Genomic DNA, 19,510 nt, shown 5'->3' on the forward strand with positions numbered 1-19,510 from the left:
TGCCCGGTTCTGATTTTAGGAGGTAATGACCATGAGAGTAAAATTGTTAAAAGGGATTCTGACAGTCCTCTCTCTCATCTGTATCCTCTGCATTCCGGTTACGCCGATCTATGCGGAGTCTCAGGGGACAGATGGGACGGAAATGCAGGTCATGGAGCCTGAAAAACTGGAGATTCAGCTTGGTGCAGACTGGGCTGGAGTAGAGTTTCAGATGAAAACGGACTCCGGAATGTATCCCGGTACCATAGCAGTCGGCGATGACGGTGTTCTGAGAATGGAACTGGGCGGCAGCAAATCCTATGTGCTGACCTGTATGAATTCATCCGTATCTGCCCTGGAGGCAACGCAGGCCCCTGCCACAACAGAGGAAGCGCAAAAAGAGAGCAATGCGGACCAGGACAGCAATGGCTCAAATAGCGAGCAGTATGAAAAAGGCACAGTTGCCGGTATCCCGGTCCTTCATCTGGTTCTATTTGCAGGCGGCATGGTTTTGGCCGTCGGCAGCCTGGTCGCAATGCGGGTGGTGAAAAAACGCAGGGAAAGCGATGCAGAGTACGAGGATGAGGATGAATATGAGGATGATTAGTCCCAGACTGAGTCCAAAATGCACGAAAAGCCCTAAAGGAATAATTTTATATAAAAATTAAAATAAATATTCCTATAAGGCTTGACACGCAGATTTTTGTTTGCTATACTATAACCGTGGCAGGGGCTTGCGTTCAGGCTCTCGGTACGTTTGTGGTATAGCGTCAGACCTGATTCAAGGGAATCAGGGAACCGTTACGGATTCTGCGCATTGAGCGGATCCACAACAACGCAAGTCAATTGAATATTATGGCCGGAAGGCTGCTTAAATACTTACAGAGTCAATATGCTGGATGAGACATTGAAATTCCAGCGCCTTGGCTCTGTATGCTTTTTTGCAGACCTTCCGGCTTTTTCTTTTATCCAAACGGAGGTAAGACGATGAAAAAACAAAAAAAGAAAAGAAAGGGATTTCAGGCAGGTTCCATGCGCTGCCCTTATTGCGGCAGCCCGGTAATCTATAGAAGCGCTGATGGGATTTATCATGATAACAGTAAGAAAACAATGCTTTATGTGTGCAGTCACTATCCGGAATGTGATGCTTATGTAAGGGTCCATGCCGGAACTAATATCCCGGTGGGGAGTCTGGCCAATCATGAGCTTCGCACACTAAGGCGGACCGCACATCATTATTTTGACCAGCTGCACCAGTCTGGAATGATGAGCAAACAGGATGCCTATCAGTGGCTGGCGGATTTGATCTGTGCACCTTTATCGGAAGCGCACATTGGCTATTTGGGTGAGTATTACTGCAAGCAGGTCATTGAGGAGAGCCGCAGACTGATGGAACGATGGAAATTCGGAAAGAACAGGCGCCAATTTCGGGCATTAGAAGGGAGAGTGGCAGCTTCATAACATTGACAGAGAAAGAACGGGAAAAGGTTGAAAAGAACATTGGTCTGATACATAAGGTCATTCAGGATAAGCTGCAGCCTCCTTATCAGGTCGGTATGTATTCCTATGAGGATCTTTATCAGATTGGCTGCATCGGGCTCTGTAAAGCAGCATCAACAGACAAAGGCGGGACGTTCTCGACCTATGCCTACCGGTTGATTTGGCACCAAATCTGCGACGCCATGATTTATGCAACCAGGCGGCAGACGAAGGAGACTACCTGTGATGTGACGCCGTACATTGCTGCAGAACAGGAAGTCACAGAGGAACTGTCGGATTTCCGCATGGACATCAATCGGGCACTCGAACAGGCAAAGGCCGATGCGCCGTCTTCCACCTGTAAGGGTATAGAAGCCATTTGTATGATGTCAAAAGGATATACAAGCCGCGAGATCGGAGAAAGAATGAACGCTTCGGCAAAGCTGGTCTGTGCTTGGGTATCCAAGGCGCGGAAATATCTGAAGAGCCGGCCGGAGTTTGCACAGATTGCAGCTGCCTATCACCAGGAATGAAGACAGCCAGACATAAGGGATGCTGAGAACCTTGAGTGGTTTTTTCGGCATCCCGCTTTTTTTATTTTGGAGGCAAGTTATGAATAGACAAAAAAAGAATTTATGGAAATGGGCAATCCCGTTTTTCAGCATAGCCATTACTCTGATTCTATTCAAGGTTGTATTTTTGTTCGGTTATGTGCCTACAGAATCTATGGAGCCGACATTGAAAAAAGACAGTTATATCGTAGGAACCCGAATTTACTCCAGACTCGGAGTCGGTGACATCATTATTTTTCATCATGACGGGAAGCTGCTGGTCAAGCGTATTGCAGCGGAGGAAGGTGAACAGGTAGTGCATAACGGAGCCAGTCTGACAGTACCGGAGAAGAGTTATTATGTCCTTGGAGACAATGCGGAGCATTCACTGGATTCGAGGTACTGGGAAGATCCGTTTGTAAGGAATGAAGAAATTGTAGCGAAATTAATCTTCTATTGAAATATTGCACCACTGATATTTTCTGTAGGAGATATATCGGGCAGACAGGCGGTTAGAGCCTTATACTAAGCATAAGGCAGGCAGGAGAATGGAGCAGATGCAACGCATCAGATGTAAGACAAGAAGCTGTTCTGGTGGTATTTTACTGCAGGCCTAAATACCATTTCCTCTCTATTGAAGATGGGCGTAAATGCCATTCGTAAAAATACCGCTGCGGTGAATGTGAGTTCCCTGCAGCGGTGTTTTTTTATTCGCCGATGTAATCAATATCTATCCGAAAGCTGCCGGCTTCATAAAACAGGTCAAAAGCATAATCTCCAATTTGCAGACTTCCTTCTGTAACAGGGTAGAATTTCTTTTTTTCCGTATCATAAAGCACAGCTTCATCTACCAATTCATTTTCTACCGTATTTAAAATATCCTGAATACAGTCATCACAGTATAAGGATTTCATTTTGTGAAAGCTGACAATCCCACGTCCCCGATCCAAAGAAACGGAACTGGTACCCTGGCTTGGCTGCGCTCTGATGATGAGTTGTGCTTCGTTGATTTCATCATAACCGGAGATCAGCATCATGCCGATTTCTTTCTGTTCGGCTATGCTGTCGGCTTTATTATAGATATCCAGCCCATATGTTTCGCCGGTATTCAGGAAAACCAGACAGATACGATCCAGATAATCTGACCGTTCCAGACAGCAGCTATCCGCAGTGTTGGGAATATATGAAAGGAACTCCTTCATATCCCCTCTGTATTGACTGATCACCAAATCATGGCGGATGCTCTGCGCAATTTTGTCATACTCATCTTCTGTGGCTGTAGCCAGATAGGAGTATATCATATTATAAATTTCCAGCACATCTTCATTGTTCTTGTGTGAGATCCGTATATTGTTGATCCCGGTTGCAAACAGGCAGACCGTCAATGTAAGGATGCTGATGATAAATCCACCATAAAGCAGAGAGCGTTTATCATGCTGGCTTAAATGCCATTTTATCATGTTAAATTCATCATCCTCCCAATAGTCCAGCCATTTGTTTCTCAGTTTGTTCCAAATATTTTTCATATCCGTACCTCCATAAAACTATTGGCTAATATATTATAGTCTATCAGAATCTATTGTTAACAGCAATCATAATGTAGTCTGATAGTGTATATAATAGTGACTGATAGCTAATAGATGGGTGGGATTATGGAAAATAACGGATTAGAAAAACGTATTAATGCGGTAAGGAAAGACCGTGGCCTGACGGCAGACCGGCTTTCAGAGATGTGCAATATCAATGCGACTTATCTCCGGCAGATTGAGGGTAACGTGAAAATGCCGAGCTTGTCGGTATTCATAGATATTTGCCGGGCCTTGAAGATTTCGCCGGATTATCTTCTGCAGGATGAATTGCCGGAAAATGAGATTAGCAAAATCCGGGAGATAGAAGCACTTTGGAAAGATATTTCTCCCAGTAAACAGACGTTGGTACTTGCCATGATCAAAGCCGCGTTGGAGCATAGTGAATAGAAGGACAGCCAGCCGTCCCCGGCTGACTGTCCTTCTTCTCTTTTTTGAAAATTTGTATTTGGTTTAGTGAAAACGCATTATTGCAATGCCCCAAATAGGATTTACATATGAAAAAATAGAAAATGGAGCACGCAGGGATTCGCCACCACGCTTGCTCCGTTTTTTATTTTTCAGATAGCGCAGTGTAATGTTTGGCTGCGCCTATGGTGAAGTTTTGGTCATGCAGGTGATAAAAGGATAAATAAAGGACAATTCGAGAAAAGATTTAGGATTGAATAAGGGATAATAAAAAATAAAACAGCCAACCGGCGTGGCCACTTTACTTCTTACTGTTTAGTTCTTTCATAATGCCGAGGAGATGAGCCATAGACTTGGGATCCAATTTTTTTGCTTCTTCGATAAATTCCTGCAGAGTCTCCGGATAAGGGTTTCCTTCATCGAAGAATTCCTGCGGTGTTACGCCCAAATATTCGCAGATGTAAAAGAAGGATTGCATGGCCGGAAGTGACTTTTTATTTTCAAAGTTATTGATGTAGTTGTTTGCTTGCCCCAACGACAATGACATGTCGCGTGCAGATACGCCCTTTTGTAATCGCAGTTTTGCCAGCCGTTCCGGGACAAAATCTTCATACATCGCCTTCACCTCCCATTCTATAATAGATTGTACCTCACACATTTGATTTATTCACAAAAAGAAAAGGGGTGTTTACGTTGACCTGAAAAAATAAATCTATTATAATTAGGTAAAATGAAAAAATATAACTATTGAACGAGGGAGATACAATGAAAGGAAAGACATGTTGTATTACCGGGCATAGGGATGTGCCTGATCAAGAGATTAACAGCATAAAGAAAGCTCTGAATAAGGAAATAAAAAAAGCAGTGAAGGACGGCTTCACTGTCTTTCTGTCTGGTTTTGCAGATGGTGTGGATCAATATTTTGCTGAAATTGTTTTGGAACTGCAGAAAGAAAACGGGAACTTAAAACTGATTGCAGTGCTTCCATACCGTAGCCGTGTGGAAGGCTTGAATCGCAGGGTACAAACAAGAGCTTTGCTAAGTGCCTGTACTGAGATGGTGGTAATTCAAGAGGAATATCAGCCCAACGTCTATTTGCAGCGCAATCGGTATTTGGTCGAGCATTCAGACCGTGTGATTGCTGTGTACGATGGGAGGGAGAAAGGCGGTACGGTGAAAACAATCCGTTTTGCACACCGCCTCCAGAAGGAACTGCGTGAAATTCCCGTAGGATTAAATTTGGACAAAAAAAGGATAAATCTTGGATGTGATCGTGTATAGTAGATACGGAGTTGCAGTCTAATCCATGATAAGATGAAATTTTTAAGAGTTAATCTATAGGCAAATCACTAAGTGCGGGTTTGCAGATTATTAAAAGAGATATGGGAAAGAAGGGAAAACAGATATGCTTGATAAAATGCCAAATATGGATGATATGACCGCTTTAATTGGGCAGTCTTTATATGACGTGTGGCAAAAGCTATGCGCTGCGATTGATGAAAAGTACGATATGGACCGCATTTGGAACAGCGGCGGCAAGGCATGGACCTATGAATACAAATACCGCAGAGGCGGAAAAACACTCTGCGCCCTATACGCAAGGGAGAACTGCATTGGTTTTATGGTAATACTGGGAAAGGACGAGCGGGAAAAATTTGAAGCCGGCCGAAGTGAGTATTCGGAAAGCGTCCAGAAGGTTTACGATGACTCAAAAACCTATCACGATGGGAAATGGCTGATGTTTGAGCCTGTTGACACATCTATGTTTGGAGATTTCATGCAGCTGTTGGCTGTTAAGAGAAGACCGAACAGGCAATAGAAGGTCGTGGAGGCGAAGATGGCAAAAAATCTGAGATAAGGTTGCTGACAGCTGTGAGAACAAGGACTTGACGGACAGTATGATGATTGGCATATCGGCAATCACAAACGTGGAAGTTGATGGAGCATGAAATACGCAAAAAAAGCTTTCGTTTTTTGTCGATAGCCAGACTGGAAACGATAAGGCAGGAGGTAGTTAATATGATATCTGCAATTTACGAAAGGCGGAGCACAAGAAAATTTTTAGCAAGGAACATATCAAAAAGTGATATGACAGATATTATCCAAAGCGGAATGAAAGCGCCTTCGTCTAAAAACAGACAGCCCTGGAAGTACATTGTGGTACAGGGAGATGCGAAAGAAGAAATGTTAAGGGTTTTCCGTCAGGGAATTGCAAGGGAAGAAAACGAATGTGCGTTGCTGCCTCAGAGTAAACGCTATATTTCCGCGGCGAAACATACTGTTGATGTAATGGAAGCAGCACCGACAATCGTTTTCGTTGTTAATTCATTGGGAAAAAATGAAATGGGGGAAATGACGCCGGAAGAACATGTTTATGAGATTTGCAATATACAGTCCATAGGCGCCTCTGTTCAAAATATGCTTCTTGCCGCTACGGAAAAAGGAATAGGCAGCCTTTGGATATGTGATATCTATTTCGCATATTCGGAATTATGTGAATGGCTGAATAGCGAAGGACAACTTATTGCCGCTATTGCATTTGGTTATCCGGACGAATTCCCAGAAGAAAGACCACACAAAAGAATAGAAGATATTGTTGAGTGGAGAAGTTAAGCGATATATTAAAGTAAACTTTACTAAGATGAATAGAAAATAATGATTGGAATTAAGGAGGAATATGTTTATGAGTGAAAAATTCCCGCAGGAAGCGAAAAAGATAATGGATGAAAGATTTGGGCACGATACCTTACTGTCTCTTGCCACTACGGATCAAGACATCCCGTATGTGAGAACGGTAAATGCTTATTATGAGGATGGATGTTTTTATATCATCACCTACGCTGCCTCCAACAAGATGAAGCAGATAGGTAATAATCCCATAGTAGCGGTGGCCGGCGAATGGTTCACTGCGCATGGCAAAGGGATAAACCTCGGGTGGTTCTGCAAAAAGGAAAATCATGAAATGGCCCAAAAGCTGAGAAAGGCATTCAGCGAATGGATTGATAACGGGCACAACAACTTTGACGATGAAAATACGATCATCTTATGTGTTCAATTAACAGAAGGGATTCTATTCTCTCATGGCACGAGGTATGACATAGATTTCTCTGATAACTGATGCCTGTGGAAATTAAAGATGGATGATTGGGTGAGGTGAAGAAAATGCTTAAAAAGATAAACAGCTTTATAAACATACTTATAGGAGGCTTCATTGGTGCATTTATCGGAGGAAGCATATTCAGATATCTTGACTACAAAAATTATCCTGAGCTGTTTGTTATGCAATCTGCACCATGGTATACCGGCATTCAAATTTCTGGCATAGCATTGATTGTAGTTTTAATAATTTGCGTGCTCATTAAAATCATAATTCGTAAGAAGATGAACCGATAAATCAACGAGTGTTAAGACAAGAGGAGGCGTAAAACCATTGAAGTTAAAAATCGTTGGAAGCAGCGGCATGTCAATCATTCCGAGTTCCTTCTGCAAATGTAAGATATGTCAGGAAGCCAGGGAAAAGGGCGGAAGGTATGAACGGTTAGGCCCAAGCTTGTATATTGATGATATAAAAATGCTTATAGATACACCGGAAGAAATCGCGGTAGCCTGCAACAGACAAAAAATATCCGAGGTAAAGCGCCTTTCGATTTCTCACAGTGATCCGGACCATGTCAAAGGGATGAGGATTGTTGAGAAAATAGGCTATGATTTCATTCAGGAGAAATGTATTCCTATTGGATTTTACGCCCTGCCGGAAGTGATAGAAGATATAAACCGGATGAACGGCGACTGCCTGAAATATTATGGGGATATTCTTCGGTGTATCTGCGTCAATGGGACATCGCACATAGAAATAGACAACATTGATATAGACCTGATCAATAATAATCCGGACAGGAATATCACCTTTTATGTTATAAGAGAGGGTGCGAAAAAGGTTATCTATGCCTGCTGCAATCCGAAACCCTTTGCGCATAATGACTTATATTTTGACGCAGATGTTTTGATTATCAGTTTGGTATCTGATGACGGCATATTAGGCGACGGGACAGAGCTGAAGGATGCACCGTTTAAAGATGAGATTTTCACCTTAGGCGAGGTGATAGAGCTGAAAAAATATTACAGGATCAAGAGGATTATCGTTACTCATATTGATGAAATATGGGGAAAATCATATGGCTATTACAGCGAACTGGAGAAGAAACTTGATCATATTTTCTTTGCCTATGATGGCATGGAAATTATTGTGTGAACTGAAAAACGCAGATAGCAGAATTGAACAGGAGGTGTTTCTGTGACGGAGTTAGAAAAATGTATGGCCGGCGAATTATATAATTGCCATGATGAAATTTTTCTGCAATATAAGAAACAGGCAAAAGAGCTGCTTGACATCTATAACAGACTGACCTATGACCAGAAAGAAGAGAAGAAAGGGATTTTACATAAGCTGTTCGGCGGGATTGGAACAAACGTGTCGGTAGGGGCGCCATTCCTGTGTGATTATGGGTGTAATATTATTACCGGCAGCAATGTGTCGATCAATATGAACTGCTCCTTTATCGACTGCAATCAGATAAAAATCGGAAATAACGTTATGATTGCTTCCAACGTGCAGATTTATACGGCAACGCATCCCGTGGAACTGGCAGAACGCCTGACACCAGACTGGACCCCGGAGAGCGGAAAGCACTTCTGCCAGGTATATGCGCTGCCGGTTGAAATCGGGGACGGATGCTGGATCGGCGGTGGCGTCATCATACTTCCCGGGATTAAAATCGGGGCTGGCAGTGTGATTGGAGCAGGAAGCGTTGTTACCCGAGATATCCCGCCAAATTGCGTGGCGGCCGGAAATCCATGCAGAGTGATACGCAGAATTAACGAGGAATCAGAGCATGATTAAATTGGTGGCATTTGACTTGGATGGGACAATCGGAGATACGATACCAATGTGTATAAAGGCGTTCAGACAGGCAGTATCCCCTTATGCAGGGCATTTGCTGACAGACAGGGAGATTATTGAAACCTTTGGATTGAACGAAATCGGAATGATAAAATCCATCGTTCCGGAGAATTGGGAGCAGGCGTTACGTGATTTCTATTCTCTATATGAGAAACTGCATTATGAGTGCTCCCAGCCTTATGAGGGCATCCGGGAGTTGATTGCTGCTCTGCGGGCAAAGGGACTTATCCTGGCGCTGATAACGGGAAAGGGCGAAAGAAGCTGCCGGATTACTTTGAATGAGTTTGGGATGGAACATGATTTTGATGAAATCCTGACGGGCAGCGAAAGTGAAAATGTTAAGGCGCAGTCATTGAGGATGCTGCTAAAGAAATATGATTTGCTTCCTGCACAATGTGTGTATATAGGGGATGCGGTATCAGATGTGTCAGAGGCAGGAAAAGCCGGAGTCGTATGCTTGTCTGCTTTGTGGGGAACAACTGCAAAGGCAGAAGAATTGAAAAGCATCAATGCCGATTATATCTTTGAAACGGTAGGAGAATTAAAAAATCACTTGATGAAAAATACAAACCAGAAACCGGAGGAGGCGCCAATACCATGAAAGGATTTAACCGACAAAATCAATTATTTTCCCTTTGCGGATTGAATTGTGGGCTTTGCCCCATGTTTTTGAATAAATATTGCCCAGGCTGCGGGGGCGGCGAGGGAAATCAGTCTTGCAAAATTGCAAGATGCAGCATGGAGCATAATGGTGTGGAATACTGCTTTCAGTGCGATGAATACCCTTGTCCAAAATATGAGCATATTGACGACTATGATTCTTTTATAACGCATGGAAACCGAAAAGCTGATATGAAAAAGGCCCATCAGATCGGAATGGAAGCCTATAACGCGGAGCAGGAAGAAAAGGCACGTATCCTGGACATTCTACTTGCCGGCTACAATGACGGGAGGAAAAAGACGCTATTCTGTGTGGCAGTCAATCTGCTGGATCTGCAAGACCTGCAGGCGGTACTCAGGCAAATTGAGAACAGAGCGGATTTGGATACACTGACGCTCAAGGAAAAAAGCGCTTTTGCCGCAGGACTGCTTCAGGAAGCGGCGGCAAAGAACAAAATTGAGTTGAAGTTGCGAAAGAAAAAGTGAGGGCTTCAATACTGCAATCATTTAATAAAGTATTGAAAAGGATAGAGAATATAGATAAATGAAAGTAATAAACGCCCCCTTTGCAGAAAAATAAGTGATGTTCTGCAAAGGGAATCAGATATTAAATATGGAGGTATGCTTGTAAATGGATAAATGGTTCACGATTGATCAGATTGATGAAGGTACATATATTATCAGCGAATACCGGCATTGGGAGGAGACGCATTGCTATCTGTTAAATGGCTCCAGCCGCAGCTTATTGATTGATACGGGTCTGGGAATCTGCAATATTTATGATGAAGTAATGAAGCTGACAAATAAGCCTGTTACGGCCGTTGCCACCCATATTCATTGGGATCATATTGGCGGCCATAAATATTTTCCGGACTTTTATGCCCATGCGGAAGAATTGAGCTGGCTGAACGGTGAGTTTCCGCTGACAATAGAAACAATCAGAGAGATGGTGGCAGACCGCTGCGATTTACCAGACGGTTACGATACAGGCACTTATGAGTTTTTCCAGGGGACGCCAACAAAGGTACTGGAGGATGGAGAGAACATAGAATTAGGTGGACGGAATATACAGGTATTGCATACCCCGGGCCATGCTCCGGGGCATATGTGTTTCTGGGAATCAGACAGAGGTTATCTGTTTACCGGAGACTTGGTTTACAAGGACACTTTATTTGCCTATTATCCGTCAACAGACCCGGACGCATACCTTGCTTCTCTTGAAAAGATTTCGGAGCTTCCAGTCAAAAAGGTTTTTCCTGCGCATCATAGTTTGGATATTCAGCCGGAGATTTTAAGCAGAATGAGAAATGCGTTCAGGCAGTTACGGGAAGATGGTAAATTACATCACGGCAGCGGTACATTTGACTATGGAGATTGGGCAGTATGGTTATAAAGAGAAGGAAGCAGTATAATTTCATTTAGTTGTGTGCTATACAAAAGGCTTTATCAAAAAAAAGAACAGAGAAAGAGGCTTGAAAGGAGCATTTATATGAAGTATGTATGTACAGTTATATCGGTAGCGGATATCAGCGCCGCAAGAAAGTTTTACGAGGAACTGTTCGGGCTAGAGGTCTATCAGGATTACGGAAAGAATATCGCTTTTGCCTGCGGTCTGGCATTACAGCAGGATTTTGACTGGCTGGTAAATATACCAAAGGAAAAAGTATTGAAGAAATCCAATAATGCAGAAGTGGTTTTTGAGGAGCAGGATTTCGATGGCTTCCTGAATAAGCTGAAAGAATACCCGGAGATTGAGTATCTGGGAGAAGTTATCGAACATAGCTGGGGGCAACGTGTAATCCGGTTCTACGATCTGGACGAACATCTCATAGAGGTTGGAGAGGATATGAAAATGGTGATAAAGCGTTTTCTGGATTCTGGCATGACGATGGAGGAAGTTTCTGTGAGAATGGACGTTTCCGTTGATGACTTAACAAAACTTCTGAATAGTTAATGTGTAGCGGGCATATAAACAAATACGAATTTACGGAGGTTTCGCATGAAAAATAAGGATATTGTAAAATATTTCTATGAAGTTATTATTTCGGATAATTTACTTGATGAAATCTCTAAATATATATCGGGGGATTGCGTTCAAAGGATTGGAGAAAAAGAAATGTTCATAGGAATAGACGGAATGAAAGAACACCTATTAGCATTGAAAAAAACTTATCCTGATTACACTATGAAAATTATCCGTCAATATGAAGTAGATGATTATGTTATTTCAGAATTTATTATGAAAGGCACTCATAAGGGAGAATTTCTCGGAATAACACCCACAAATAAGGTTTTGGAAATTACAGGGGTGGATATTGATAAAGTTATAGATGGAAAAATTGTAGAACATGGCGGTGCTACAAATACCTTTGAAACTTTTTTTGAACACCACTTAATTCAATCTGTATAAATCACAGTTTGTCAGCTTGTTAGGACAAGCATCATGTACAGCATATGTTAGCTGGAATGGCTGGGGATAAGCTTAGTTAGGAGATATTATGAAAGGATTTAACCGACAAAATCAATTATTTTCCCTTTGTGGCTTGAACTGTGGGCTTTGCCCCATGTATTTGAGTAAACACTGCCCCGGCTGCGGGGGCGGCGAGGGAAATCAGTCTTGTAAAATTGCAGGATGCAGCATGGAGCATGATGGAGTAGAATACTGCTTTCAGTGCGGCGAATACCCTTGCTCGAAATATGAGCATATTGACGACTATGATTCTTTTATAACACATGGAAATCAAAAGGCCGATATGAAAAAGGCTCATCAGATTGGAATGGAAGCCTATAACGCAGAGCAGGAAGAAAAAGCACGTATCTTGGACATTCTACTTGCCGGCTACAATGACGGGAGGAAAAAGACGCTGTTCTGTGTAGCAGTCAATCTGCTGGATCTGCAAGACCTGCAGGCGGTACTCAGGCAAATTGAGGACAGAGCTGATTTGGAAACGCTGACGCTTAAAGAAAAAAGTGCGTTTGCTGCATGGTTGCTGAAGGCGGCAGCAGCGAAGAACAATATTGAGTTGAAACTGCGAAAGAAAAAGTGAGAATTTGGATATAGCCATCATTCATTATGGGATGAAAATAGAGAACCGAAGTCGGAATATATCCGGTTCTTAGAAAGGACAGAAGAAGAGAGGTTTATTTTTGGTAAGAGAGTATCTACATATGAATGTTTATGATGCGTTTTTAGCACGAGCACATTTTCTCTTTGAGGAGTTTGATCATATTTATGTTTCCTTCTCCGGGGGAAAGGACAGCGGTCTGCTGCTCAATCTGGTTCTGGATTACCGGAATCAGCATTATCCGGAAAGAACCATTGGCGTTTTTCATCAGGATTTTGAGGCGCAGTATACGGTGACGACGGAGTATGTGGAACGCACCTTTGAGCGAATCAAGGATCAGGTTGAGCCTTATTGGGTTTGCCTGCCTATGGCCACCAGAACCGCATTAAGCAGCTACGAGATGTACTGGTATCCATGGGATGATACGAAGAAGGAACTTTGGGTTCGGGAGATGCCTCAAAAAGAATACGTCATCAACCTGGAAAATAACAAAATGACTACATACCGTTACCGGATGCACCAGGAGGACTTGGCAAAACAGTTCGGGCGCTGGTACCGGGACGCACATGACGGTGGAAAAACGGTATGCCTGCTTGGAATGCGGGCAGATGAATCCCTGCATCGTTACAGTGGATTTCTGAATAAAAAATACGGGTATAAGGATACCTGCTGGATCAGCAAGCAATTTAAAGATGTCTGGTGTGCCTCCCCTTTATATGACTGGTCTGCGGATGATGTATGGCACGCCACTTATTTATTTGATTACGACTATAACCGCCTGTATGATCTCTATTATATGGCTGGCTTGAAGCCCTCGCAGATGCGTGTGGCCTCCCCGTTTAATGACTATGCGAAGGATGCCTTAAATCTATACCGCGTCATAGACCCGGAGATGTGGTGCAAGCTAGTAGGTCGTGTGCAGGGAGCAAATTTCGCTTCCATTTATGGAAAGAGCAAAGCGATGGGCTACCGGAACATTACTTTGCCGGAGGGGCATACGTGGAAATCCTATACAAAGTTTTTGCTGGATACGCTGCCGAAAAGGCTGCGGAATAATTATGTGAAGAAATTTAACACCTCTATCCGGTTCTGGCACGAGACAGGCGGCGGGTTGGATGAGTCTGTGATTCAGGAGCTTCAGGAGAAAGGGTATCAAATCAGACGAAACGGTGTTTCCAATTATACATTGAACCAAAAATCACGGATTGTATTTGTGGGACCCATACCGGATCACACGGACGATATCAAATCCACAAAGGATATCCCCAGCTGGAAGCGGATGTGTTACTGCATTTTGAAAAATGACCATATCTGCCGCTTCATGGGATTTGGGATGACACGGCAGCAACAGAAACGGTTGGATATGATACGCCGTAAATACAAAAGCATAGAGGAATTCGATTATGAAGTATAAAAGCCCAGTTTATAATGTGACAGCTGTTCCAATAGAGAAGGTACGGCCCAATACCTACAATCCAAATAAGGTTGCTCCGCCTGAAATGAGGCTGCTTTATGAGAGCATCAAAGAAGACGGATATACGATGCCGGTCGTATGCTATTATGTAAAATCGCAGGACGTTTATTTGATTGTGGACGGTTTCCACCGGTATCAGGTGATGATGGATCATCCGGATATTTACGAGAGAGAACAGGGATTGCTGCCGGTTTCCGTCATTGAAAAATCGATTGATAAACGAATGGCCAGCACCATTCGCCATAACAGGGCACGAGGCACTCACGATGTGGATCTGATGAGCAACATCGTAAAGGAGCTTCATGAGTTTGGGCGATCAGACGCATGGATCTCAAAGCATTTGGGAATGGATAGAGATGAAATTTTGCGTCTCAAGCAGATTACAGGTCTTGCCACGTTATTCAAGGATATAAAATTTGGAGAGGCGTGGCGCCCTGTAGAGGAAGAGACGGCAAAAGAGTAAATAATATAGATGAGTGAAAATAATAAACGCCCTTTGGCAGAAAAATAAGTGATGTTCTGCAAAGGAAATCAGATATTAATTATGGAGGTATGATTGCAAATGGAAAAATGGTTCACGATTGATCAGATTGATGAGGATACATATATTATCAGCGAATACCGGCATTGGGAGGAGACGCATTGCTATCTGTTAAATGGCTCCAGCCGCAGCTTATTGATTGATACGGGTCTGGGAATCTGCAATATTTATGATGAAGTAATGAAGCTGACAAATAAGCCTGTTACGGCCGTTGCCACCCATATTCATTGGGATCATATTGGCGGCCATAAGTATTTTCCGGACTTTTATGCCCATGCGGAAGAATTGAGCTGGCTGAACGGTGAGTTCCCGCTGACAATAGAAACAATCAGAGAGATGGTGGCAGACCGCTGCGATTTACCAGACGGTTACGATACAGGCACTTATGAGTTTTTCCAAGGGACGCCAACAAAGGTACTGGGGGGTGGAGAGAATATTGAATTAGGTGGACGGAATATACAGGTATTGCATACCCCGGGCCATGCTCCGGGGCATATGTGTTTCTGGGAATCAGACAGAGGTTATCTGTTTACCGGAGACTTGGTTTACAAGGACACTTTATTTGCCTATTATCCGTCAACAGACCCGGACGCATACCTTGCTTCTCTTGAAAAGATTTCGGAGCTTCCGGTCAAAAAAGTTTTTCCTGCGCATCATAGTTTGGATATTCAGCCGGAGATTTTAAGCAGAATGAGAAATGCGTTCAGGCAGTTACGGGAAGATGGTAAATTACATCACGGCAGCGGTACATTTGACTATGGAGATTGGGCAGTATGGTTATAAAGAGAAGGAAGCAGTATAATTTAATTTAGTTGTGTGTTATGCAAAAGGCTTTATCAGAACTAAAGAACAGCGAAAGAGGCTTGAAAGGAGCATTTATATGAAGTATGTATGTACAGTTATATCGGTAGCGGATATCAGCGCCGCAAGAAAGTTTTATGAGGAACTGTTCGGGCTAGAGGTATACCAGGATTACGGAAAGAATATCGCTTTTACCTGCGGTCTGGCATTACAGCAGGATTTTGACTGGCTGGTAAATATACCAAAGGAAAAAGTATTGAAGAAATCCAATAATGCAGAAGTGGTTTTTGAGGAGCAGGATTTCGATGGCTTCCTGAATAAGCTGAAAGAATACCCGGAGATTGAGTATCTGGGAGAAGTTATCGAACATAGCTGGGGGCAGCGTGTAATCCGGTTCTACGATCTGGACGAACATCTCATAGAGGTTGGAGAGGATATGCAGATGGTAGTAAAGCGGTTTCTTGCTTCTGGAATGACTATGGAAGAAGTATCTGCGAAAATGGACGTATCTATTGAGGATTTGACAAAACTTCTGAATAGTTAATGTGTAGCGGGCATATAAACAAATTGGAATTTACGGAGGTTTCGCATGAAAAATAAGGATATTGCAAAATATTTCTATGAAGTTATTATTTCGGATAATTTACTTGATGAAATTTCTAAATATATATCGGAGGACTGCATTCAAAGGATTGGAGAAAAAGAAATGTTCATAGGAATAGACGGAATGAAAGAACACCTATTAGCATTGAAAAAAACTTATCCTGATTACACTATGAAAATTATCCGTCAATATGAAGTAGATGATTATGTTATTTCAGAATTTATTATGAAAGGCACTCATAAGGGAGAATTTCTCGGAATAACACCCACAAATAAGGTTTTGGAAATTACAGGGGTGGATATTGATAAAATTATAGATGGAAAAATCGTGGAACATGGTGGTGCTACAAATACTTTTGAAACTTTTTTTGAACACCATTTGATTAAGTCTGTATGAAATATAAATTCCAGCTTGTAGGGCTATTGGTGAATGCAAAGAAGAAAATGGAGAATTTGCAGTAATAAGCGTGGAAAGGAACATCACATGATGAAAGAAGCCCTTGGAAAGAATATGGATCGGTATTAACGATCTCCGCGGTTTTACAAATCATCCAATTATAAAATCATGGAGGTATTCGGTAATGAAATTAGATAAAAGCTGCGCCCTGTTGGTTATTGACATTCAGCAGGAGGACTTCACGGAAATGAACGAAAGTAATATGGAGGATCCGAGATGGACATGTATCCGCAACGGTAAGCGTGTGCTGGACGTGTTCCGGGCAAAGAAACTGCCAGTTATCCAGATTAAAGAGTGTCATCGCCCCGATATGATGGACTTTGGCCGGGAATTGGACGGTTCTGAGGGTATCCACTGCATCGAGAACCGTCCGGAAAATGACTACGCCAATCTGACCTATCCCATCGAGGGCGAGTACCGGATCACAAAACGCCGGTACAGCGCATTCTTCGCCACAGATCTGGAAATCCTGCTCAAAGGTCTGGGCGTTGACACGCTCTACCTGATTGGTGGACTGACGGATGTGTGTATTCACTACACGGCGGTGGATGCCCACCAGAACGACTATCATATCCGTGTCGTCACAGACGCAGTAGCAGGTTCCAGTGAAAAAGCGCAGGAAGGTGCGCTGCAGGCCATCCAATATTTGCAACGAGACGCACTTATTACAACGGCGGATGTGGTGTCCACTTTGGCAGACGATACGACACCGGAGGATGAAACCTTTATGCGCGAAGCTATCCGTCTCTCCAAACTTGCCGTGGAGCATGGCAACGAGCCGTTTGGGGCAGTGCTGGTAAAGGATGACAAGATCGTGTTCAGTAACGAAAACCAGATCTATACCAAGCATGATCCCACCTTTCACAGTGAGGCAGGCTTGATTCGAGAGTTCTGCGCACAGACTGCTATCACCGATCTACATGAGTACACGCTTTATTCTAGCTGCGAACCTTGCTTCATGTGCAGCGGTGCAATGGTGTGGGTGAAGTTGGGGCGGCTTGTGTACAGCGTCAGCAATATCGAATTGGAAAATATTCTTGGTAACAAGGGCTGCAATTGCACTAAGATGGTATTTGACAACTCTTTCTGGAAGCCGCAGGTAACGGAGGGAATTATGCGCAATGAGAGCCTTTCCATTTTGCAGAAATATTTCAGCAAACACACAAAGGGCTGACATCCTTTGTGTCCCAACCATCACGACAACTTCAGGTTTGTCGGTAAGTGTAACACAACAGAGGTCTGGAGGGGCATCTCATAGAGGTTGGCGGGGATTTAGAAAAGCTGCCGTGTAGCTGAGCGGGAAAGAAAATAAGAAGTTGTGTGGCTTGAAAATTTTAAGTTGTTTTTATGCGTTCTTGGTAGAAAAGGTGTATTTCAAATTGAAAGGATGGTCGGGTGCTAATGAATGAAATCATCAACTTCATTGAAGCGAATGTGGATGGCAAAACGCTGTTTACAAAGGAATTAGTTTACGAACTTGAAAATGGTGCGTTACAGGGCGTTTACTCAGATCAAATATCTTTCTCTAATCTAAAATATTCTCAGAGCGGATTTCAGTTGGATATGTTTATTGTATCTAATGAGAAGATATGGCTCATGGGAAAGGATGGAGAACGGGAAAAATTACGAAAAGATTTCAGTGGTGTATCCCTGTTCCGATTTGAACTGGCGGAGCGAAAAAGCACGAATAGTTTGACTGGCTGTTTTCGTTTCATTTCAGCTTCAGGGAAAAATGTGGCAGCAGAGGCTATCGTAAGTGGAATTTATGATGTGCGTCTTGAAAATGATGTGCTGAAGTTATCGGAAGATCAGGTCTTGTATCGGGATCAGCCGATACAAGAAGGGCATTTTAAGCCCGTTGCATTTCAATCGGAACATCGTTTTTATGTTAAAGCTAATAAGCTACACTATGAATACAACGGCAAGTGTTTTGATGTGGACTCAAAAACTATGCGGCGTAACGATAGCTCCGATACCTTTCCTCCGTTCATTTCAATCGAGAAGTAAGAAATGACGTATCAGTGTCCAAGGCAAAAACAATCCACTCGCCAGCTATTGAGGAGGCATTTGTCAACACGGAATGTACGCTGAAAGATGTACGGGATTTAAGCGGTGCAGGTATTACTCCCATGTTTATCGGACAGGTACAGCATATTTCTGTTGGGGAAGAATATGCACAGGGATATGAAAAGCGATACAGAAAAGATGGCTTTATGATGTTAATTCCTGCCCCTCAAAATCTGAAAACAGGAGAACCTAATCAATCAGCGATTGCAACTATAAACATTGAAAAGTATGATTGATAAATTCAAATTTGTAGGGTGAATTATTTCAAAAAATAATTATAGAGGATATACGAAAATGGTGCATATAAGGAAAGCAGAAGAAACAGACCGTAATAGCGCAGCATTATGTATTGCAGAAGGATTTGAAAAGGATTTTTCTGTATTATGCAAAGATACTCAAAAAGTGGCAGATGCTATCGCCGCGGGATTGAATATGGAAAAATTTTATGTGGCAGATATAAAGGGATATATTGTGGGAGTGTTGGCAATTTCTGATTGTACCGGCAGAGCTGCGAGGGTAGACAAAACATCCCTGAAAAAGCATTTCGGGTTTTTGAAAGGAATGATTGGCGCTTTTGTTTTGAAAGAAGAATTTGAAGGGCAGCTTGAGTATCCTATCACGACAGGATACATAGAATTTGTAGCAGTACGAAAAAAATACCGCAAACAAGGCATTGCTACAACTATGCTTCAAGAAAGCATGCTGCTTGCACATTATCAGAATTTTGTGCTTGATGTTACGGATATAAATAGTAATGCCATTAAGTGTTATACGAATATTGGATTTGAAGAATTTAAACGTATTCCGGAAAAACACGGTAAACAAAAAGGCTTTAATGAGAAGATTTTTATGCGGTATTACCACAGATGAAATCAATTA

General features: G+C 42.7%; 28 protein-coding genes. 26 read left to right on the plus strand and 2 right to left on the minus strand.

Annotated elements, in window-relative coordinates; translation table 11 throughout:
• Positions 1-31 precede the first annotated feature (31 nt).
• From NQ502_RS09890 to NQ502_RS09905, 4 genes are all read left to right on the plus strand, one after another.
• A complete protein-coding gene (locus NQ502_RS09890; protein WP_028527772.1) occupies positions 32-586 on the plus strand; it encodes a hypothetical protein in 555 nt (184 codons plus the stop codon).
• Between the two features lie 380 nt (positions 587-966).
• Complete coding sequence (locus tag NQ502_RS09895) at positions 967-1,440, plus strand: DUF3268 family zinc-finger domain-containing protein (RefSeq protein WP_049898046.1); 474 nt, start codon at positions 967-969, stop codon at positions 1,438-1,440.
• A 2-nt stretch (positions 1,441-1,442) separates the two neighbouring features.
• The gene (locus tag NQ502_RS09900) at positions 1,443-1,991 is read left to right on the plus strand and encodes a sigma-70 family RNA polymerase sigma factor (protein WP_049898047.1); all 549 of its coding nucleotides are present in this window, start codon (positions 1,443-1,445) and stop codon (positions 1,989-1,991) included.
• Positions 1,992-2,070: 79 nt separating this feature from the next.
• Positions 2,071-2,469, plus strand: a complete 399-nt coding sequence (locus tag NQ502_RS09905) for a S26 family signal peptidase (protein ID WP_028527773.1) — start codon at positions 2,071-2,073, stop codon at positions 2,467-2,469.
• Positions 2,470-2,716: 247 nt separating this feature from the next.
• Here the strand turns inward: NQ502_RS09905 and NQ502_RS09910 are convergent, their stop codons facing one another.
• Positions 2,717-3,535 carry a hypothetical protein gene (locus tag NQ502_RS09910; RefSeq protein ID WP_028527774.1) on the minus strand — a complete coding sequence of 273 codons (819 nt, stop codon included), beginning with the start codon at positions 3,533-3,535 and terminating at the stop codon, positions 2,717-2,719.
• 126 nt (positions 3,536-3,661) lie between these two features.
• Between NQ502_RS09910 and NQ502_RS09915 the strand changes: the two genes are divergently transcribed.
• Positions 3,662-3,985: a helix-turn-helix domain-containing protein gene (locus NQ502_RS09915; protein ID WP_028527775.1), complete on the plus strand. Its 324-nt coding sequence runs from the start codon at positions 3,662-3,664 to the stop codon at positions 3,983-3,985.
• A gap of 319 nt (positions 3,986-4,304) precedes the next feature.
• Here NQ502_RS09915 and NQ502_RS09920 read toward each other — a convergent pair whose 3' ends face one another.
• A complete protein-coding gene (locus NQ502_RS09920; RefSeq protein ID WP_028527776.1) occupies positions 4,305-4,619 on the minus strand; it encodes a helix-turn-helix domain-containing protein in 315 nt (104 codons plus the stop codon).
• Positions 4,620-4,768: 149 nt separating this feature from the next.
• Between NQ502_RS09920 and NQ502_RS09925 the strand changes: the two genes are divergently transcribed.
• The 21 genes from NQ502_RS09925 (at position 4,769) to NQ502_RS10025 (ending at position 19,501) form a co-directional block, all read left to right on the plus strand.
• Positions 4,769-5,284, plus strand: a complete 516-nt coding sequence (locus NQ502_RS09925; RefSeq protein WP_028527777.1) for an SLOG family protein — start codon at positions 4,769-4,771, stop codon at positions 5,282-5,284.
• A gap of 124 nt (positions 5,285-5,408) precedes the next feature.
• Entirely contained in the window at positions 5,409-5,822 is a 414-nt protein-coding gene (locus tag NQ502_RS09930; protein ID WP_028527778.1) for a DUF3788 domain-containing protein, read from the plus strand.
• Positions 5,823-6,022: 200 nt separating this feature from the next.
• Positions 6,023-6,616, plus strand: coding sequence for a nitroreductase family protein (locus NQ502_RS09935; protein WP_028527779.1), 594 nt, complete (start codon positions 6,023-6,025; stop codon positions 6,614-6,616).
• Between the two features lie 70 nt (positions 6,617-6,686).
• Entirely contained in the window at positions 6,687-7,121 is a 435-nt protein-coding gene (locus NQ502_RS09940) for a pyridoxamine 5'-phosphate oxidase family protein (RefSeq protein ID WP_028527780.1), read from the plus strand.
• Between the two features lie 312 nt (positions 7,122-7,433).
• Positions 7,434-8,255 carry an MBL fold metallo-hydrolase gene (locus tag NQ502_RS09945; RefSeq protein WP_028527782.1) on the plus strand — a complete coding sequence of 274 codons (822 nt, stop codon included), beginning with the start codon at positions 7,434-7,436 and terminating at the stop codon, positions 8,253-8,255.
• Between the two features lie 42 nt (positions 8,256-8,297).
• The gene (locus NQ502_RS09950; RefSeq protein ID WP_028527783.1) at positions 8,298-8,903 is read left to right on the plus strand and encodes a sugar O-acetyltransferase; all 606 of its coding nucleotides are present in this window, start codon (positions 8,298-8,300) and stop codon (positions 8,901-8,903) included.
• A complete protein-coding gene (locus NQ502_RS09955) occupies positions 8,896-9,564 on the plus strand; it encodes an HAD family hydrolase (RefSeq protein WP_044983024.1) in 669 nt (222 codons plus the stop codon). Before NQ502_RS09950 ends, NQ502_RS09955 begins: the two co-directional genes overlap by 8 nt.
• Positions 9,561-10,109, plus strand: a complete 549-nt coding sequence (locus tag NQ502_RS09960; RefSeq protein WP_028527784.1) for a DUF3795 domain-containing protein — start codon at positions 9,561-9,563, stop codon at positions 10,107-10,109. The genes NQ502_RS09955 and NQ502_RS09960 overlap by 4 nt, the downstream gene beginning before the upstream one ends.
• A gap of 145 nt (positions 10,110-10,254) precedes the next feature.
• Positions 10,255-11,016 (plus strand): MBL fold metallo-hydrolase, encoded by a 762-nt coding sequence (locus NQ502_RS09965; RefSeq protein ID WP_054351645.1) that lies wholly within the window; start codon positions 10,255-10,257, stop codon positions 11,014-11,016.
• A gap of 96 nt (positions 11,017-11,112) precedes the next feature.
• Entirely contained in the window at positions 11,113-11,577 is a 465-nt protein-coding gene (locus NQ502_RS09970; protein WP_054351657.1) for a VOC family protein, read from the plus strand.
• Positions 11,578-11,622: 45 nt separating this feature from the next.
• Positions 11,623-12,033, plus strand: a complete 411-nt coding sequence (locus NQ502_RS09975) for an ester cyclase (RefSeq protein ID WP_054351646.1) — start codon at positions 11,623-11,625, stop codon at positions 12,031-12,033.
• An 88-nt stretch (positions 12,034-12,121) separates the two neighbouring features.
• Complete coding sequence (locus tag NQ502_RS09980) at positions 12,122-12,670, plus strand: DUF3795 domain-containing protein (protein ID WP_028530332.1); 549 nt, start codon at positions 12,122-12,124, stop codon at positions 12,668-12,670.
• A 121-nt stretch (positions 12,671-12,791) separates the two neighbouring features.
• Positions 12,792-14,102 carry a phosphoadenosine phosphosulfate reductase gene (locus tag NQ502_RS09985; protein ID WP_407691139.1) on the plus strand — a complete coding sequence of 437 codons (1,311 nt, stop codon included), beginning with the start codon at positions 12,792-12,794 and terminating at the stop codon, positions 14,100-14,102.
• Positions 14,092-14,625 carry an IbrB-like domain-containing protein gene (locus tag NQ502_RS09990; RefSeq protein ID WP_028530326.1) on the plus strand — a complete coding sequence of 178 codons (534 nt, stop codon included), beginning with the start codon at positions 14,092-14,094 and terminating at the stop codon, positions 14,623-14,625. Before NQ502_RS09985 ends, NQ502_RS09990 begins: the two co-directional genes overlap by 11 nt.
• A gap of 99 nt (positions 14,626-14,724) precedes the next feature.
• Positions 14,725-15,486, plus strand: a complete 762-nt coding sequence (locus tag NQ502_RS09995; protein ID WP_260046224.1) for an MBL fold metallo-hydrolase — start codon at positions 14,725-14,727, stop codon at positions 15,484-15,486.
• 97 nt (positions 15,487-15,583) lie between these two features.
• Positions 15,584-16,048 (plus strand): VOC family protein, encoded by a 465-nt coding sequence (locus NQ502_RS10000; RefSeq protein WP_260046226.1) that lies wholly within the window; start codon positions 15,584-15,586, stop codon positions 16,046-16,048.
• Positions 16,049-16,093: 45 nt separating this feature from the next.
• Positions 16,094-16,504, plus strand: coding sequence for an ester cyclase (locus NQ502_RS10005; protein WP_260046228.1), 411 nt, complete (start codon positions 16,094-16,096; stop codon positions 16,502-16,504).
• Positions 16,505-16,688: 184 nt separating this feature from the next.
• On the plus strand, positions 16,689-17,738 hold the full coding sequence (locus NQ502_RS19480; protein ID WP_242830305.1) for an isochorismatase family protein: 1,050 nt from the start codon (positions 16,689-16,691) through the stop codon (positions 17,736-17,738).
• 227 nt (positions 17,739-17,965) lie between these two features.
• A complete protein-coding gene (locus NQ502_RS10015; RefSeq protein WP_028530121.1) occupies positions 17,966-18,571 on the plus strand; it encodes a hypothetical protein in 606 nt (201 codons plus the stop codon).
• 14 nt (positions 18,572-18,585) lie between these two features.
• On the plus strand, positions 18,586-18,867 hold the full coding sequence (locus NQ502_RS10020; protein WP_242830306.1) for a hypothetical protein: 282 nt from the start codon (positions 18,586-18,588) through the stop codon (positions 18,865-18,867).
• 58 nt (positions 18,868-18,925) lie between these two features.
• Entirely contained in the window at positions 18,926-19,501 is a 576-nt protein-coding gene (locus NQ502_RS10025; RefSeq protein WP_028530122.1) for a GNAT family N-acetyltransferase, read from the plus strand.
• Positions 19,502-19,510 lie beyond the last annotated feature (9 nt).

It is taken from the genome of Ruminococcus gauvreauii, from assembly GCF_025151995.1.
GTDB lineage: Bacteria > Bacillota > Clostridia > Lachnospirales > Lachnospiraceae > Ruminococcus_G > Ruminococcus_G gauvreauii.

Coding starts and splice junctions, on each gene's coding strand:
- NQ502_RS09890 (WP_028527772.1), top strand. CDS start 32: ATGAGAGTAAAATTGTTAAAAGGGATTCTGACAGTCCTCTCTCTCATC.
- NQ502_RS09895 (WP_049898046.1), top strand. CDS start 967: ATGAAAAAACAAAAAAAGAAAAGAAAGGGATTTCAGGCAGGTTCCATG.
- NQ502_RS09905 (WP_028527773.1), top strand. CDS start 2,071: ATGAATAGACAAAAAAAGAATTTATGGAAATGGGCAATCCCGTTTTTC.
- NQ502_RS09910 (WP_028527774.1), bottom strand. CDS start 3,535: ATGAAAAATATTTGGAACAAACTGAGAAACAAATGGCTGGACTATTGG.
- NQ502_RS09915 (WP_028527775.1), top strand. CDS start 3,662: ATGGAAAATAACGGATTAGAAAAACGTATTAATGCGGTAAGGAAAGAC.
- NQ502_RS09920 (WP_028527776.1), bottom strand. CDS start 4,619: ATGTATGAAGATTTTGTCCCGGAACGGCTGGCAAAACTGCGATTACAA.
- NQ502_RS09925 (WP_028527777.1), top strand. CDS start 4,769: ATGAAAGGAAAGACATGTTGTATTACCGGGCATAGGGATGTGCCTGAT.
- NQ502_RS09930 (WP_028527778.1), top strand. CDS start 5,409: ATGCTTGATAAAATGCCAAATATGGATGATATGACCGCTTTAATTGGG.
- NQ502_RS09935 (WP_028527779.1), top strand. CDS start 6,023: ATGATATCTGCAATTTACGAAAGGCGGAGCACAAGAAAATTTTTAGCA.
- NQ502_RS09940 (WP_028527780.1), top strand. CDS start 6,687: ATGAGTGAAAAATTCCCGCAGGAAGCGAAAAAGATAATGGATGAAAGA.
- NQ502_RS09955 (WP_044983024.1), top strand. CDS start 8,896: ATGATTAAATTGGTGGCATTTGACTTGGATGGGACAATCGGAGATACG.
- NQ502_RS09960 (WP_028527784.1), top strand. CDS start 9,561: ATGAAAGGATTTAACCGACAAAATCAATTATTTTCCCTTTGCGGATTG.
- NQ502_RS09965 (WP_054351645.1), top strand. CDS start 10,255: ATGGATAAATGGTTCACGATTGATCAGATTGATGAAGGTACATATATT.
- NQ502_RS09970 (WP_054351657.1), top strand. CDS start 11,113: ATGAAGTATGTATGTACAGTTATATCGGTAGCGGATATCAGCGCCGCA.
- NQ502_RS09975 (WP_054351646.1), top strand. CDS start 11,623: ATGAAAAATAAGGATATTGTAAAATATTTCTATGAAGTTATTATTTCG.
- NQ502_RS09980 (WP_028530332.1), top strand. CDS start 12,122: ATGAAAGGATTTAACCGACAAAATCAATTATTTTCCCTTTGTGGCTTG.
- NQ502_RS09985 (WP_407691139.1), top strand. CDS start 12,792: ATGAATGTTTATGATGCGTTTTTAGCACGAGCACATTTTCTCTTTGAG.
- NQ502_RS09990 (WP_028530326.1), top strand. CDS start 14,092: ATGAAGTATAAAAGCCCAGTTTATAATGTGACAGCTGTTCCAATAGAG.
- NQ502_RS09995 (WP_260046224.1), top strand. CDS start 14,725: ATGGAAAAATGGTTCACGATTGATCAGATTGATGAGGATACATATATT.
- NQ502_RS10000 (WP_260046226.1), top strand. CDS start 15,584: ATGAAGTATGTATGTACAGTTATATCGGTAGCGGATATCAGCGCCGCA.
- NQ502_RS10005 (WP_260046228.1), top strand. CDS start 16,094: ATGAAAAATAAGGATATTGCAAAATATTTCTATGAAGTTATTATTTCG.
- NQ502_RS19480 (WP_242830305.1), top strand. CDS start 16,689: ATGAAATTAGATAAAAGCTGCGCCCTGTTGGTTATTGACATTCAGCAG.
- NQ502_RS10015 (WP_028530121.1), top strand. CDS start 17,966: ATGAATGAAATCATCAACTTCATTGAAGCGAATGTGGATGGCAAAACG.
- NQ502_RS10025 (WP_028530122.1), top strand. CDS start 18,926: ATGGTGCATATAAGGAAAGCAGAAGAAACAGACCGTAATAGCGCAGCA.